The 14556-nt window shown below is 65.8% G+C and carries 15 protein-coding genes; 4 read left to right on the forward strand and 11 right to left on the reverse strand.

Features of this window, described 5'->3' with window-relative positions; translation table 11 throughout:
- Positions 1 to 15: 15 nt before the first annotated feature.
- The 4 genes from ShzoTeo12_RS08980 to ShzoTeo12_RS08995 form a co-directional block, all read right to left on the reverse strand.
- Positions 16 to 375: a nitrile hydratase accessory protein gene (locus ShzoTeo12_RS08980; protein ID WP_318912327.1), complete on the reverse strand. Its 360-nt coding sequence runs from the start codon at positions 373 to 375 to the stop codon at positions 16 to 18.
- The gene (nthB, locus tag ShzoTeo12_RS08985; protein WP_318912328.1) at positions 362 to 1021 is read right to left on the reverse strand and encodes a nitrile hydratase subunit beta; all 660 of its coding nucleotides are present in this window, start codon (positions 1019 to 1021) and stop codon (positions 362 to 364) included. The genes ShzoTeo12_RS08980 and nthB overlap by 14 nt, the downstream gene beginning before the upstream one ends.
- Positions 1018 to 1593: a nitrile hydratase subunit alpha gene (gene nthA, locus ShzoTeo12_RS08990; protein WP_318912424.1), complete on the reverse strand. Its 576-nt coding sequence runs from the start codon at positions 1591 to 1593 to the stop codon at positions 1018 to 1020. The genes nthB and nthA overlap by 4 nt, the downstream gene beginning before the upstream one ends.
- An 86-nt stretch (positions 1594 to 1679) precedes the next feature.
- Entirely contained in the window at positions 1680 to 2273 is a 594-nt protein-coding gene (locus ShzoTeo12_RS08995) for a LysE family translocator (RefSeq protein WP_119256056.1), read from the reverse strand.
- Positions 2274 to 2393: 120 nt separating this feature from the next.
- Between ShzoTeo12_RS08995 and ShzoTeo12_RS09000 the strand changes: the two genes are divergently transcribed.
- Positions 2394 to 3239 (forward strand): aldo/keto reductase, encoded by an 846-nt coding sequence (locus ShzoTeo12_RS09000; RefSeq protein WP_318912329.1) that lies wholly within the window; start codon positions 2394 to 2396, stop codon positions 3237 to 3239.
- 71 nt (positions 3240 to 3310) lie between these two features.
- Here the strand turns inward: ShzoTeo12_RS09000 and ilvN are convergent, their stop codons facing one another.
- Both ilvN and ShzoTeo12_RS09010 read right to left on the reverse strand, forming a co-directional pair.
- Positions 3311 to 3883 carry an acetolactate synthase small subunit gene (gene ilvN, locus ShzoTeo12_RS09005; RefSeq protein ID WP_119256055.1) on the reverse strand — a complete coding sequence of 191 codons (573 nt, stop codon included), beginning with the start codon at positions 3881 to 3883 and terminating at the stop codon, positions 3311 to 3313.
- Between the two features lie 17 nt (positions 3884 to 3900).
- Positions 3901 to 5679 carry an acetolactate synthase 3 large subunit gene (locus ShzoTeo12_RS09010; protein WP_318912332.1) on the reverse strand — a complete coding sequence of 593 codons (1779 nt, stop codon included), beginning with the start codon at positions 5677 to 5679 and terminating at the stop codon, positions 3901 to 3903.
- Between the two features lie 341 nt (positions 5680 to 6020).
- Here ShzoTeo12_RS09010 and ShzoTeo12_RS09015 point away from each other — a divergent pair, with 341 nt between their 5' ends.
- The gene (locus ShzoTeo12_RS09015) at positions 6021 to 8072 is read left to right on the forward strand and encodes an ATP-binding protein (protein ID WP_318912334.1); all 2052 of its coding nucleotides are present in this window, start codon (positions 6021 to 6023) and stop codon (positions 8070 to 8072) included.
- On the opposite strand, the gene miaA is transcribed toward ShzoTeo12_RS09015, so the two are convergent.
- Positions 8062 to 8973 carry a tRNA (adenosine(37)-N6)-dimethylallyltransferase MiaA gene (gene miaA / locus ShzoTeo12_RS09020; RefSeq protein ID WP_318912336.1) on the reverse strand — a complete coding sequence of 304 codons (912 nt, stop codon included), beginning with the start codon at positions 8971 to 8973 and terminating at the stop codon, positions 8062 to 8064. The genes ShzoTeo12_RS09015 and miaA overlap by 11 nt on opposite strands.
- Here miaA and serB point away from each other — a divergent pair.
- Complete coding sequence (gene serB / locus ShzoTeo12_RS09025) at positions 8972 to 9862, forward strand: phosphoserine phosphatase SerB (protein ID WP_318909295.1); 891 nt, start codon at positions 8972 to 8974, stop codon at positions 9860 to 9862. The genes miaA and serB overlap by 2 nt on opposite strands.
- Positions 9862 to 10431: a GNAT family N-acetyltransferase gene (locus ShzoTeo12_RS09030; RefSeq protein ID WP_318909296.1), complete on the forward strand. Its 570-nt coding sequence runs from the start codon at positions 9862 to 9864 to the stop codon at positions 10429 to 10431. The genes serB and ShzoTeo12_RS09030 overlap by 1 nt, the downstream gene beginning before the upstream one ends.
- Positions 10432 to 10566: 135 nt before the next feature.
- Here the strand turns inward: ShzoTeo12_RS09030 and ShzoTeo12_RS09035 are convergent, their stop codons facing one another.
- From ShzoTeo12_RS09035 to hflK, 4 genes are all read right to left on the reverse strand, one after another.
- A complete protein-coding gene (locus ShzoTeo12_RS09035; RefSeq protein WP_318909297.1) occupies positions 10567 to 12087 on the reverse strand; it encodes a Do family serine endopeptidase in 1521 nt (506 codons plus the stop codon).
- A gap of 127 nt (positions 12088 to 12214) precedes the next feature.
- Positions 12215 to 12403 (reverse strand): DUF2065 domain-containing protein, encoded by a 189-nt coding sequence (locus tag ShzoTeo12_RS09040; RefSeq protein WP_318909299.1) that lies wholly within the window; start codon positions 12401 to 12403, stop codon positions 12215 to 12217.
- Positions 12404 to 12413: 10 nt separating this feature from the next.
- The gene (gene hflC, locus ShzoTeo12_RS09045; protein WP_119256048.1) at positions 12414 to 13355 is read right to left on the reverse strand and encodes a protease modulator HflC; all 942 of its coding nucleotides are present in this window, start codon (positions 13353 to 13355) and stop codon (positions 12414 to 12416) included.
- Positions 13355 to 14476, reverse strand: a complete 1122-nt coding sequence (gene hflK, locus ShzoTeo12_RS09050) for an FtsH protease activity modulator HflK (RefSeq protein ID WP_318909304.1) — start codon at positions 14474 to 14476, stop codon at positions 13355 to 13357. The genes hflC and hflK overlap by 1 nt, the downstream gene beginning before the upstream one ends.
- Between the last annotated feature and the right edge of the window lie 80 nt (positions 14477 to 14556).

Genomic DNA, 14556 nt, shown 5'->3' on the forward strand with positions numbered 1-14556 from the left:
AAAAGCGGAAATGCTTTATCCGGACGCGTTTTCGAGCAGGATGGGCTTGCCGTGCGGCGTCGCCTCGGCCGCCCGGGCCCAGCGATCTGAAAGCGCGGCCTGCTCCCCCTCGCTCGCAACGCCTCGCTCGGAAAGCAGCACGGACAGTGCCGCCACCCAGCAGTCGAAATAATCCGCGCCATCGGCGGCGCGGCCCGGGCGGTGCACCTCGCGCGAAAGGGCCTCCGCCCATTCCGCCCAGGTGAAGACACCCTGCTCGTGCAGGCGGACGGTCATCGCGAAGGCCTGCGCCTGCCACGGCTCGGCAAAGACCGGATCGCCCTCGGCGGAGCGCGGCAGGCCGGGCGAATCGATCGGCGTCTCACACCGGCTCAAGATAGCTCTCCCAGGCATCGATCGAGACCGTCAGGCCGGGCTCGGCCCCCTCGCCCCAGATTTCCGCGCCATCGAAGACGACGGTATAGACCCATTGCGGGTTCTCGCCCCTGCCGTGGGCACTGTCGTCCGGGAAGACGAAGGAGCCCTGCACGGCCTCCACCACGCCCACCTTGTCGCGGGCGTAGCGCGGCAGGCGGGTATGCGTTGGCGGATTGAGGTTGCGGGTGCGCACGCGCGCGCCGGCAGCAAAGCGCGGCGCGGTGTCGAGCGGACGGTCGCATGGCCCGCCCCTCGCAAGCACCGCCGGCACCATCTCCGCCTTGAGAACGCGCTTCGGCTCCGCCCCCTTCTCCAGCATTCGCCCTTCGGCAAGCTCGGCGGTGCTGACGAAACCGTGCCGCTCAAGGAGCGTTTCAAGCGCGCGAATCCAGATCTCGTAATAGCTCGCCGAAAGGTAGGTGGCCGGCGGGATGCTTTCCCGCGCATGGCGGCTCTCGTCGATGCTCCAGGCGCCGAAGGCGCCGCAGGAGAGCGTCACGCCGAGCGCCCGCTTTTCCCATTCGGCATGGAAATAGGGCTCGCCCGGTTCCGACGCGACGGGGCCGAAGCCGTGCAGGCCGCCGAGATCGTGCGGCCCGTTCATGGCCGCGCCTCCAGCGGCAGCGCCAGCCCCGTGCCGATCATCGAATCGCGCGTGACGAGATCGGCCAGCGCCTCCTGGTCGAGCCCTTCCGTTCCCACCGGCCGCTCGGGCACGACGAGGTAGCGCAGCTCCGCGGTCGAATCCCAGACGCGGATTTTCCTGCCAGCCGGCAACGCCACGCCGAATTCCTCCAGCACGCCGCGCGGGTCCATGACCGCGCGCGACCGGTAGGCCGGCGCCTTGTACCAGACGGGCGGCAGGCCGAGCACGGACCACGGATAGCAGGAGCAGAGCGTGCAGACGACGAGATTGTGCGTCTCGGTATCGTTGAAAACCGCCCGCATATGCTCGCCCTGCCGGCCGGTATAGCCGAGGCTGGCGATGGCCGCCGTGGCGTCGCGCCGCAGCCAGTCGGCAAAGTCCGGCTCCGCCCAGGCCTTGGCGACGACGCGCGCGCCGTTGCGCGGGCCGATCTTCGTCTCATAGGTCTCGACGATGACGTCGATGGCCCCGGGATCGATCAGCCCCTTTTGCGTCAGGATGGTCTCCAGCGCGCGCACGCGCGCTTCCATCGGCGAGAAATGGTTGTCGTGATGGTGATGGTCGTCGTGATCGTGCGACACGGCAGTCCCTCCGGCTTTGCCCCGACCTTATGCTGTCAGCGCAGCATCGGCCAGAGGCTTGCGACGAGCAGGAGCGCCATCGTGATATTGAACCATTTCAGCCGCACCGGATCGGACAGCCACTGGCGCAGCGCCGAGCCGAAGCCGGCCCAGGTGGAAACGCTCGGGAAATTGACGATGGCGAAGGCAAGGCCGACCACGAGCACGCTCATCGTGTAGTTCGCGGCATTCGTATAGGTCGCCATGGCGGAGACGGCCATGACCCAGGCCTTGGGATTGACCCACTGGAAGGCGGCGGCCTCGAGGAAGCTCATCGGCCGGGTCGCGCCCGCGCTCTCGCCGAGGCTGCGCGAGGTGCCGATCTTCCAGGCGATCCAGACGAGATAGGCCCCGCCGGCGAATTTCAGCACCGTATAGACGAGCGGCACCGTCTCCAGCAGCGCACCGAGACCGAAGCCGACGGCCAGCAGCAGCACGAGGAACCCGACGCCGATGCCGCACATATGCGGGATCGTCCGGACGAAGCCGAAGTTCACGCCCGAGGCGAAGAGCATCATGTTGTTGGGACCGGGGGTGATGGAGGTCGTGAAGGCGAAGACGAGCAGCGCCAGAAAGATTTCGATCTGCATGGCAGACTCTTGTGATCCGGATTGTTTTTTCCGATTGATAGTCCATCTCTTGGTGACGGCCAGCCAATTCTTGTCATTGAGACAATTCCGGCTGGCGGCCCATTGTTCGCGGAGCGCAAGATGAAAGCGGAACTACCGGCAGTTACCCTCCCCGGCGGCCGGCAGGTGCCGGCGCTCGGCCTCGGCACCTGGCACATGGGGGAAGGCGACGCCTCCCGTGCCGAGGAGGCGGCAAGCCTTCGAGCCGGGCTCGACCTCGGCATGACGGTGATCGACACGGCGGAAATGTATGCCGACGGCGGGGCCGAAGAGGTGGTCGGCGACGCGATCGGCGGGCGGCGCGACGAGGTCTTCCTCGTCAGCAAGGTGCTGCCCTACAATGCCAGCCGCACCGGCACCGTCGCGGCCTGCGAGGCGAGCCTCAGGCGGCTCGGCACCGACCATATCGACCTTTACCTCCTGCACTGGCGTGGCCGCCATCCACTGGCGGAGACGGTCGAGGCCTTCGAGGGGCTGAAGGCCGCGGGCAAGATTGGCGCCTGGGGCGTTTCCAATTTCGACGAACCGGACATGAGGGAACTGCTCGGCGCCGCCGAGCCGGCCCGGCCCGCCGCCAACCAGATCCTCTACAATCTCGCCCGCCGCGGCATCGAATACGATCTCCTGCGCTGGAGCCAGGTGCAGGGCATCCCGCTCATGGCCTATTCGCCGCTCGACGAGGGCCGGCTGATCGGCCATCCGGCGCTGGAGGAGATCGGCCGCATCCACAATGCGACGAGCGCCCAGGTCGCCCTCGCCTTCCTGCTAACGCGGGCGAATGTCATCGCCATCCCGAAGTCCGGCTCGCCGGACCGGGTGCGCGAAAATTTCAAGGCCTCCGAGATCCGCCTGACTTCGGAAGACCTCCGCCTCCTCGACGAAGCCTTCCCGCCCCCGACGCGCAAGCGGCCGCTGGAGATGATCTGAAACGAAAAGGGCTTTCCGCCAAGACGGAAAGCCCTTCGTTTTTTCAGTCGCTTTTGCTGTCTTTCAACAGCTCACATTCCCTGCGGACCGCGGTTCATCGCGGCGATGCCGGTGCGGCAGACTTCCACGAGGCCAAGCGGCTTCATGATCGCTACGAACTGGTCGATCTTGGAGGACTTGCCGGTGATCTCCAGGATGAAATGCTCGGTGGTCGCATCGACGACCTTGGCATGGAAGGCGTCGGCGAGGCGCAGCGTCTCCTGACGCATCTCGCCGGAACCGACGACCTTCACCAGCGCCACTTCGCGCTCGATGGGACGCTCCTGGCCGAGCACCTTGGCGCGGACGGTAAGGTCGACCACGCGATGGACCGGCACGATGCGCTCGAGCTGCGACTTGATCTGCTCCAGCACGCCCGGCGTGCCGCGCGTGACGATGGTGATGCGCGAAAGATGCGCCTCATGCTCGGTCTCGGAAACTGTCAGGCTCTCGATATTGTAGCCGCGGCCGGAGAACAGGCCGATGACGCGGGCAAGGACGCCCGGCTCGTTGTCGACGAGCACCGAGAGCGTATGGCTCTCGGCAACCTGCGTTTCCTTGGCGATGAAATAGGCGGAGCCCGTGGGCTGAAGGTGTGCGTTCATGGGTTCTCTACCTTATATCAAACGAGCTGGCGGCCCTTGGCGTCGATCGCGTTGGCGACCGCTTCGTCCGTGGCCTCGTCGGGCAGCAGCATTTCGTTATGCGCCTTGCCCGAGGGGATCATCGGGAAGCAGTTCGCGAGATTCGCCACGCGGCAGTCGAAGATGACCGGGCGCTTGACGTCGATCATCTCCTGGATGGCCGCATCGAGATCGGCCGGCTTGTCGCAGGCGATGCCGACGCCGCCATAGGCCTCCGCCAGCTTGACGAAGTCGGGCATGGCTTCCGTGTAGGAGTTCGACAGGCGGTTGCCGTGCAGCAGCTGCTGCCACTGGCGCACCATGCCCATATACTGGTTGTTCAGGATGAAGATCTTGACCGGCAGGTTATACTGCACGGCGCAGCTCATTTCCTGGATGCACATCTGGATCGAGGCGTCGCCGGCAATGTCGATGACGAGGCTGTCGCGATGCGCGACCTGCACGCCGATGGCCGCCGGGAAGCCGTAGCCCATCGTGCCGAGGCCGCCCGAGGTCATCCAGCGGTTCGGCTGCTCGAAGCCGTAGAACTGCGCCGCCCACATCTGGTGCTGGCCGACTTCCGTCGTGATATAGGTATCGCGGTCCTTGGTCAGCTCGTAGAGCCGCTGGATCGCATATTGCGGCATGATGACGTCGGGGCTCGGCGTATAGGCGAAGGAATTGCGCGCCCGCCACTTGGCAATCGACGTCCACCAGTCGGCCTGGACTGCCTTGTCGTAGTCCTTCGCGCCGGCGCGCCACTGGCGGACCATGTCCTCGAGGACGTTGCCGACATCGCCCAGGATCGGAACGTCGACGCGGACGTTCTTGTTGAACGAGGACGGGTCGATGTCGATGTGGATCTTCTTCGAGTTCGGCGAGAAGGCATTCAGGCGGCCGGTGATGCGGTCGTCGAAGCGCGCGCCGATGCAGACCATGACGTCGCAATCATGCATCGCCATGTTCGCCTCGTAGGAGCCGTGCATGCCCAGCATGCCCAGCCAGTTCTTGCCGGAGGCCGGATAGGCGCCGAGGCCCATCAGCGTGGAGGTGATCGGGAAGCCGGTGATCTCGACCAGCTCGCGCAAGAGGCGCGAGGCTTCCGGACCGGAATTCACGACGCCGCCGCCGGAATAGATGATCGGCCGGCGGGCGGACTTCATCAGGCTGACGGCGGCCGCGATCTGGTTGGCGTCGCCCTGAACCTTCGGCTGGTAGCTCTTCTGGATGGGCGCGTCGGACGGCGGCGTATAGGTGCCGGTCGCGAACTGGACGTCCTTCGGGATATCGACGACGACGGGACCGGGACGGCCGGACTGCGCGACGCGGAACGCCTCGTGGATGATGCGGGCGAGATCGTTGACGTCCTTGACCAGCCAGTTGTGCTTGGTGCAGGGGCGCGTGATGCCGACCGTGTCGCATTCCTGGAAGGCGTCCGATCCGATGAGCGTGGTCGGAACCTGACCGGTGAGGCAGACGAGCGGGATGGAATCCATCAGGGCGTCCTGCAGCGGCGTGACGGCATTGGTCGCGCCGGGGCCGGAGGTGACGAGCATGACGCCGACCTTGCCGGTGGAGCGGGCATAGCCTTCGGCCATGTGGCCGGCGCCCTGCTCGTGGCGCACGAGGATGTGCTCGATGTCTTCCTGCTGGAAGATCTCGTCATAGATTGGCAGGACGGCGCCGCCCGGATAGCCGAAGATATGTTCAACGCCATTGTCTTTCAGGGCCTGCAAGACAATTTCGGCGCCCGTCATCTGGTTTTCTGTTCCGCTCATCGGATTTCCGTCCGTCTCTTTTCGCATTTCGGGTGATTATCGAATTTCTGGGCATAAAAAAAGGCCCCTGGAGGAGCCTGCTTACCGCGCATGGGTGCTTTCGCCGGGTGGTTACACCACCTTGCCCATGCGCCTTCCCACCACAAGAATGATAGCCGTCAGATTTTTCATGGGGCGAATTGTTAGACACAAAGCAAAGGCGCGTCAACGCCTTTCGGTTCGTTTCGCTACGGTACGCCCTCCATCCCGGCTGCAAAGACCCGCAAACGGCCGCCTCAACCCGAAACGTCTTATTAAGCGGCATTCGCTAGGCTGGCGGTTGGTGGCAAGGAGCGCCGGGCGTGCTGAACAATGATTTCCAGACCTCTCTGACGGCAGGCGAGCAGGATCGCCGCGACGGGCTGGCGCCTGGAAACCGCCTGCTCGGCCGCGTCGTCGCCTGCAACGGCTCGCGCGCGACGATCAGCGCCGTGGCCGAGGGCGGCGAGACGGCGCTGACGGAATTGTGGTCCGTCGGACGCCTCATCTCCATCTCCGTCGGCCGCAACCGCGTCGTCGCCCTTGTCTATTCCATGGCCGCCGACCAGCAGAACTGGATCGACAACCGCGACACGGTCTTCCGCATCGAGGTCGAGCTTCTGGGCGAGGTGAATGTCAGCGCGGACGGCCGGGAGGAATTCTCCGCCGGCATCACCGACTACCCTTATCTCGGCGCCATCGCGCACCGCATCCGCGCCTCCGACCTTGCCAAGGTCTACGACACCGGCAAGAACGACGTCTGCGTCATCGGCAAGCTGACGCAGGACGAGAGCCTCGATGCGACGATCCACGTGCCCTCCATGCTGGAGAAGCACTTCGCCATCGTCGGCACCACCGGCGTCGGCAAGTCCACCTCCGTGACGCTGCTCTTGCACAAGGCGATCCAGGCCGACCCGAGCCTGCGCGTGCTGATCCTCGATCCGCATAACGAATTCGCCTCCGCCTTCGGCGACCTTGCCGTCGTCATCGATACCGATACGCTGGACCTGCCCTTCTGGCTGTTCCGGCTGGAGGAACTGGCCGAGGTGATCTTCCGCGGCCGCCCGCCGGTGCCGGAGGAGATGGACATCCTGCGCGACCTCATTCCCGAGGCCAAGCGCGCCTTCCGCGGCTCCAACGAAAGCGGCGTGATGCGCCGCGCAAGCGAGAAGAGCTCGATCACCGCCGATACGCCGGTGCCCTTCCGCATCGCGGATCTGCTGGCGCTCGTCGACGAGCGCATCGGCCGCCTCGAAGGCCGGGCGGAGAAGCCGCACCTGCGCTCGCTCAAGGTCAAGATCATGTCGGCGATCAACGACCCGCGCTACCATTTCATGTTCTCCTCGAACACGATCACCGACACGATCCTCGACACCATCGCCCGCATCTTCCGCATTCCCGGCGAAGGCAAGCCGGTGACGACCTTCCAGCTCGCCGGCATCCCGTCGGAAGTGGTCAATTCCGTCGCCTCGGTGCTCTGCCGCATGGCCTTCGAGATCGGCCTGTGGAGCAATGGCGGCGTGCACATGCTGGTCGTCTGCGAGGAGGCGCACCGCTACGTGCCGGCCGACCCGAGGCTCGGCTTCGCCCCGACCCGCCAGGCCATCGCCCGCATCGCCAAGGAAGGCCGCAAATACGGCGTGTCGCTCGGCATCATCACCCAGCGCCCCGGCGAACTCGACCCGACCATCCTTTCCCAGTGCTCGACGATCTTCGCCATGCGCCTTGCCAACGAGCACGACCAGGAGATCATCCGCTCGGCGATCCCCAATTCGTCGTCCTCGACGACGAGCTTCATTTCCTCCATCGGCAACGGCGAGGCCATCGCCTTCGGCGAGGCCGTGGCGGTGCCGATGCGCATGCGCTTTTCCCGCGTGGAATCGAACCGCCTGCCGAAGGCCGGCAGCTCCGGCGTGAAGACCAGCGAGGACACCCCGCAAAGCGTCGACCTCCGATCGATCGTCGCCCGCATGCGCGCGGTCTCCGGCCCGGACATCTCCAACTTCCAGAATGCCTATCTCGCCTCGCAGGGCCAGGGCACCACGCTGCCGACGGGCTACGAAGATACGCCCTACGAGGACGAGGAAGACTATATCGAGACGCTCCAGGCCGCGGCGCCCGCCCGCCCGGCCGCGCCGCCGCCCGAGCCCTACCGGCCCGACATGCTCCCTGGCGCGGGTAGCGTCTACGAGCCCTCGCCGCAGGAGCGGTTCGACGCCATCCGCCGGGAACTGGCCGAGCCGCAACGCCCCGCCGCCGATCCCTATCGCCAGCCGCAGCGCCCCGCCTTCGGCGAGCAGCAGGAGCCGCGCCGCGAGGGCTCCATCCGCGAACAGCTCCTCAAGAAGCCGCTCAGCAGCCTGATCAGGCGCTAGAGGCCAGCGGATCGATCCGCCGCCAGCTCTCGTCGAGCTGGTTGCGGAACCAGGTCATCTGGCGCTTGGCATATTGCCGTGTCGCCGCCGCGCCGCGCTCGATGACCTGCGCCTCGCTCATATCGCCGGCCAGCATGGCCGCGATCTGCGGCACGCCGATCGCCTTCATCACCGGCATGGCGGGCGAAAGCTCCAGCGCCAGCAGTGCCTTCACCTCCTCCACCGCCCCCGTTTTCAGCATCCCGGCGAAGCGCCGGTCGATGCGGGCGGCAAGCACCGCGCGATCCGGCAGAACGACGATCTTTTCCGCCCGCGCGGCATCGATCACCGCCGGCCCCGCCGCCGCCTGGAAATGGGCAATCGACCGGCCGGTCGTCTCCAGCACTTCGAGCGCCCGCAGGATGCGCTGCCCGTCGCCCGGCATGAGGCGCCGGGCCGTTTCCGCATCGCGCTCGGCCAATTCCTTGTGCAGCGCCTCGGATCCTTCCGCCGCAAGCCGGGCGCGCAGGCGCTCGCGCACGTCATCGGAAATGACCGGCATGTCGGAAAGGCCGCCAGTCAGCGCGCGGAAATAGAGGCCCGTGCCGCCGACGAAGACGGGAAGCTTTCCCCGCGCCCGCAATTCGCCGACAAGGGCCGTCGCCTCGCGCAGCCAGTCGCCGGTGGAATAGGCCGCGCCCGCCGGCACATGGCCGTAGAGCCGGTGCTCGATGCCGCCCATGTCCTCCGGCTGCGGGCGGGCCGTCAGCACGTTCAGCGTGTCGTAGACCTGCATGCTGTCCGCATTGACCACGACGCCGCCGTGCTCGGCCGCCAGCCGCACGGCAAGCGCGGACTTGCCGCTCGCCGTCGGGCCCGTTATCAGGATCGCGTCCCGCATTCGATCAAGGTTTCTCATCATGGCTTTCGTTGCCACGCTTGTCGCCAATCCGTCAAATCCTGTTCTGACGCCCGCCATCGCCGAAAAGGCCGCGGATGCGGTCAAGGCATCCGGCCTCTACTGGCTCGCCGACGGCATCGCCTGCGATATCGCGCTGCGCGACGACAGCGACATCCACGCCACCCGCGACGCGATCCTCGCGGTCATCGCCGGCGCGCCAATCGACCTTGCCGTGCAGGAAGCCGAGACGCGGCGCAAGAAGCTGCTGATCGCCGACATGGATTCGACCATGATCGGCCAGGAATGCATCGACGAACTGGCGGCGGAAGTCGGCCTGAAGGACAAGGTCGCCGCCATCACCGCCCGGGCTATGAACGGCGAAATCGCCTTCGAGCCCGCCCTTCGCGAGCGCGTCGCGCTGCTGAAGGGCCTGCCGGTCTCCGTCATCGGCGAGGTGATCGAAAAGCGCATCACGCTGACGCCCGGCGGGCGCGAACTCATCTCGACCATGAAGGCGAAGGGCTATTACACCGCCCTCGTCTCCGGCGGCTTCACCGTCTTCACCAGCCGCATCGCCGAAACGCTCGGCTTCGACGAGAACCGCGCCAATATCCTGCTCGACGCCGACGGCAGGCTCACCGGCGAGGTCGCCGAGCCGATCCTCGGCAAGCAGGCCAAGGTCGATGCGCTGGTCGAGATTTCCGCGCGCCTCGGCATTTCGCCGGAGGAGGCCATGGCCGTCGGCGACGGGGCCAACGACCTCGGCATGCTGCACCTTTCCGGCGCCGGCGTCGCCCTGCACGCCAAGCCCGCCGTCGCGGCCGAAGCGAAGATCCGCATCGACCACGGCGACCTCACCGCCCTTCTTTATCTGCAGGGCTACCGCAAATCGGACTTCATGACAGGTTGATGATCATCACCACGACGACGCGCCTTACCCTGCGCAACTGGGAGGAGAAGGATCGGGAGCTCTTTCACGAGATCAATTCCGATCCCGTCGTCATGGAATTCTTCCCCTTCCTGCGCACGCGCGCCCAGTCCGACGAGCTCTTCGAGCGCCTTCGCGACATCATCGCGCAAACCGGCCTCGGCTTCTTCGCGCTTGCCAACCGCGTGACGGATGAAGCCATCGGCTTTTGCGGCCTCTCGCGCCTGACGGATCGGCTGGAGCCCTTCGTGCCCGCCGGTGCAGTCGAGATCGGCTGGCGCCTCGCCCGACGCCATTGGGGCAAGGGCTACGTCACCGAAGCCGCCGAAAGGCTCCTGGAGTTCGGCTTCGAGGATAAGGGCCTCGAGGAGATCGTTTCCTTTGCCGTGGCAGGCAACACACGCTCCATCGCGGTCATGAAGCGCATCGGCATGGTGGCCGCACCGGATCGCGATTTCGATATGCCCGGCATCGAGGACGAACGCGCGGAGCTTCGCCGGCATGTGCTCTACACGCTCGACCACGTCACATGGCAGAAGAAAAACCGCTGACGAGGGACAGGGTATAGGATGGCGGCAGCGCCCGGAGCGAGGGTAACGAGAAAAGGCCGCTGAAGCAAAGCTGCAGCGGCCTGAATCTCTTTCTCGGAAATTGATGCCAAACCCCTGACGGGACTCGGCTTTCCGTCAGTCGATGCGCACGGTGATGTAGCGCAGCGCGCCGGTGCGGTTGGAGACCATCATCAGCACGTTGCGCCGGTCCTCCGATTTCAGCTTGGCGACACGGCTCTTGACCTCTTCCGCCGTCGTGACGGCCTCCTGGCCGACCTCGACGATCACGTCGCCCGGCACGATGCCGCGCTCGGCGGCGGCCGAGCCCGGCGCGACCTCGGTGATCACCACGCCCTTGACGCTTTCGACGATGTTGAAAGTCTTGCGCGCATCCTCATCGAGTTCGCCGATGCCCATGCCGAGAACGGTCTCGATGTTCTTCGGCAGCGCCTGCTCCTCGGTATCGGGGGCCGTTCCCTCCTCGGTCGTGCCCTCGTCCGGCGTCGCCTCGTCGGCGGGATCCGCCTGCTTTTCCCCGTCTTCCAGGCGGCCGAGCGTGATCTTGACGGTCATTTCCTTGCCGCCGCGCAGAAGCACGACGTCGACCGCCTTGCCCACCGGGCTTTCGGCGACGACGCGCGGCAGGTCGCGCATCTCGTGCACGTCCTTGCCGTCGAAGCGGACGATGACGTCGCCCGTCATGATCGAGCCGTTGTCGACCGGCCCGCCCTTGATGACGCCCGCGACCAGCGCCCCCTTGGTCTCCGTCATGCCGAGGCTTTCGGCAATGTCGTCGGTGACCGGCTGGATGCGCACGCCGAGCCAGCCGCGGCGCGTCTCGCCGTAGTCGCGAAGCTGGAGGAAGATATTCTCGGCAAGCTCCGTCGGCACGGAGAAGCCGATGCCGATCGAGCCGCCCGACGGCGAAATGATCGCCGTGTTGATGCCGATGACCTCGCCCTTCATGTTGAACAGCGGGCCGCCGGAATTACCGCGGTTGATGGCGGCATCCGTCTGGATGAAGTTGTCGTAGGGGCCGGCATTGATGTTGCGGCCGCGCGCGGAGATGATGCCGACGGTCACCGAGCCGCCGAGGCCGAACGGATTGCCGATCGCCATCACCCAGTCGCCGATGCGCATGGTGCGGGAATCGCCGAAGGGCACGGCCTTCAGCGGCGCCTTCGGCTCCACCTTGAGGAGCGCGAGGTCGGTCTTCGGGTCGGTGCCGACCAGCTTGGCCTTCAGCTTGGAACCGTTGGCGAAGTTCACCTCGATGTCGTCGGCGCCCTCGATGACGTGGTTGTTGGTGGCGATGAAGCCCTTGGGGTCGATCACGAAGCCGGATCCCAGCGAATTGACCGTCTGGGGCTGGTTCGAGCCGTCCTCGCCCTTGAAGAAATCGTCGAAGAAATCCTGGAAGGGCGAGCCTTCCGGCACCTGCGGGATGGGCGCCTTGTCGTCGCTCTTGACGTTCTGCGAGGTGGAGATGTTGACCACCGCGTCGAGCAGGCCCTCGGCGAGATCGGCGACGGATTCGGGGCCTGCGGGCTTCACCTCGGCCCTTGCCGGAACGGCGAGCGGCCCTGCGCCGAGCGAAAGGCTCACCGCGAGCGCGAGTGCCGCATGGGCTACATTGGACCTGGTCTTCAAAGCCATGTTCGGCATCCTCTTTCGTCTGCTGGGTCGCGGCCAGTCTTTGCCTGCCATGAGGCGAAAATCAGTCGGCCGCGATGATTTGCCGTCAAGTCTTGCCCGCATTGGCCACCGGCCGCAAGGGCGGGCTTCACACCCCGCGGATGAACCATACCATCAGCACGCCAAGCGCGACGGCGACGAGCCCGGAGGTGCGCAACTGGTTCTCCGGAATCTGCGGCAGCATTTGCGCCATGCGCCTCAAAACCGAAGGGGCCAGTGCGTACACCAGCCCCTCGATGATCAGAAAGAACGCGATCCCCGTCAGGAAATCGGACACGGAAGCGTTCTCAGTTTGCCGTGGAGGGCGTCGCCGCCGCGCCGTTGGTCGCACCCGAGGCTGCCGCGGGCTTCTGGCCCGACGCATCCTCGAAGAAGCGGAAGAACTCCGAACGCGGCGACAGGACGAGCGTCGTGTCGGCCGAATTCATCGAGTTGCGGTAGGCGCTCATCGAGCGGTAGAACTCGAAGAAGTCCGGGTCCTGCGAGAAAGCTTCGCCGAAGACGCGGTTGCGCTCGCCCTCGCCCTCGCCTCGCAGGATTTCCGAATCGCGCTGGGCGGCCGCGACGAACTCGACGACCTGACGGTCGGCGATGGCACGGCGGCGCTGGCCTTCCTCGTTACCGCGGGCGCGGATGAGCTCGGCTTCCGCAAGACGCTCGGCCTTCATGCGGTCGTAGGTCTGCTGCGAGACCTCCTGCGTGAGGTCGGTACGGCGGATGCGCACGTCGGAGATGGTAAGGCCGAGGTTCGAAGCGTCGTTCGTCAGCTCGCCGCGAACTTCGCGCATCATCGAGGCGCGCTCTTCCGACAGCGCGGATTCGAAGCCGCGCAGACCGTAGACCCGGCGCAGGGCCGCGTCGAGACGGGTACGCAGGCGCGCTTCCGCCGCTTCGCGGTCGCCCGAGACCGCTTCACGGAAGCGGCGTGCATCGGTGATCTTGTAGACCACGAAGGCATCGACCTCGTAGAACTTGCCGCCCGAGACCTGGACACGGATATCGTCGAGGTCGAAGCGCAGCGCCTGGTCCTGGATGTACTGGACGCTGTCGGCGTCCATGAAGCCGAAGGGCAGCTTGAAATAGAGGCCGGGCTCCGTCTTGACGTCCTTGATCTGGCCGAAGCGCAGCACGATGGCCTGCTGCCGCTCGTTCACGACGAAGACGGACGAATAGGCGATGAAGAGAAGAACGCCGATGGCGATCAGGATTGCCGGTACGCGGTTACCCATCACTGCGTGCCTCCCGCCTGCTGCTGGCCGGTGGTCCGGCCGAGTTCGTTGAGGGGAAGGAAGGGAACGACACCCTGTCCGCCCTGCTTCTCGTCGATGATGACCTTCTTGGAGCTCTTCATCACGCCTTCCATGGTTTCAAGGAAGAGACGCTTGCGCGTGACGTCGGGAGCGGCCTTGTACTGCTCGTAGACGGAGAGGAAGCGTGCCGCCTCGCCTTCCGCTTCCTTGACGACGCGGTCCTTGTAGGCCGCCGCCTCTTCGCGGATCTGCGCCGACTGACCGCGGGCAAGACCGAGCTTCTGGTTGGCGTACTGGTTGGCTTCCTCGACGAAACGGTCTTCGTCCTGCTCGGCGCGCTGCACTTCGTCGAACGCATCGGCGACTTCGCGCGGCGGGGCCGCATCCTCGATGGCGACGGTGTTGATCGAGAGACCGGCGCCATAGGCGTCCATGGTCGCCTGGATGGTGGACTTCACGCCCTCGGCGATCGCCTGACGGTTGTCGCGGAAGATGTCCTGGGCCGGACGGCGGCCGACGACTTCACGCATCGCGCTTTCGGCGACCTGCTGCAGCGTCTCGGCCGGATATTCGAGGTTGAAGAGATAGGCCTGCGGGTCGGTGACCGAATAGAGCACCGAGAACTGGACGTTGACGATGTTCTGGTCGCCCGTCAGCATCAGGCCGGACTTGTCGGAATTCGCAGAGGCCGCGCGGCGGCCGATATTCTGCTGCTGCTCGGTGATCTTGACGAGCTCGACGGTCTCGAAGGGCCAGAAATGGAAATGCAGGCCCGGCATGGAGACTTCCTGCTTGGGCTTGCCGAAGCGCAGCTCGACGCCACGCTCGTCCGGCTGGACGGTATAGATGGCGTTCATCAGCCAGAAGACGCCGACGAGCAGCAGCGCGATAACGACGATGCCGCCGTTGAAGCCGCCGGGCATGACGTTCTTAAGCTGGTCCTGGCCACGCCGGATGATCTCCTCAAGGTCCGGCGGGCCGCCATTGCCGCCACCGCCGCCACCGCGGGGGCGGTTCGGTCCCTGCCCCCATGGCCCCTGATTGTTTCCGCCGCCGCCGCCCCAAGGGCCGCCGCCGCCATTCTGATTGCTCCAGGGCATCAATACCTCTTTCTTTGCATCCCCTTGGAGCGCTTCCGCGGATGCGGCAACGCTCCATCGTTTGTTCTAAGCATTTCGCA

The organism is Shinella zoogloeoides, from assembly GCF_033705735.1.
In the GTDB taxonomy this organism is placed as follows: Bacteria; Pseudomonadota; Alphaproteobacteria; order Rhizobiales; family Rhizobiaceae; genus Shinella; species Shinella zoogloeoides_A.

Coding starts and splice junctions, on each gene's coding strand:
- ShzoTeo12_RS09030 (WP_318909296.1), top strand. CDS start 9,862: ATGATCATCACCACGACGACGCGCCTTACCCTGCGCAACTGGGAGGAG.
- ShzoTeo12_RS09035 (WP_318909297.1), bottom strand. CDS start 12,087: ATGGCTTTGAAGACCAGGTCCAATGTAGCCCATGCGGCACTCGCGCTC.
- nthA (WP_318912424.1), bottom strand. CDS start 1,593: ATGGAAGCGCGCGTGCGCGCGCTGGAGACCATCCTGACGCAAAAGGGG.
- ShzoTeo12_RS09010 (WP_318912332.1), bottom strand. CDS start 5,679: ATGAGCGGAACAGAAAACCAGATGACGGGCGCCGAAATTGTCTTGCAG.
- ShzoTeo12_RS09000 (WP_318912329.1), top strand. CDS start 2,394: ATGAAAGCGGAACTACCGGCAGTTACCCTCCCCGGCGGCCGGCAGGTG.
- ShzoTeo12_RS08995 (WP_119256056.1), bottom strand. CDS start 2,273: ATGCAGATCGAAATCTTTCTGGCGCTGCTCGTCTTCGCCTTCACGACC.
- hflK (WP_318909304.1), bottom strand. CDS start 14,476: ATGCCCTGGAGCAATCAGAATGGCGGCGGCGGCCCTTGGGGCGGCGGC.
- hflC (WP_119256048.1), bottom strand. CDS start 13,355: ATGGGTAACCGCGTACCGGCAATCCTGATCGCCATCGGCGTTCTTCTC.
- ilvN (WP_119256055.1), bottom strand. CDS start 3,883: ATGAACGCACACCTTCAGCCCACGGGCTCCGCCTATTTCATCGCCAAG.
- serB (WP_318909295.1), top strand. CDS start 8,972: ATGGCTTTCGTTGCCACGCTTGTCGCCAATCCGTCAAATCCTGTTCTG.
- miaA (WP_318912336.1), bottom strand. CDS start 8,973: ATGATGAGAAACCTTGATCGAATGCGGGACGCGATCCTGATAACGGGC.
- nthB (WP_318912328.1), bottom strand. CDS start 1,021: ATGAACGGGCCGCACGATCTCGGCGGCCTGCACGGCTTCGGCCCCGTC.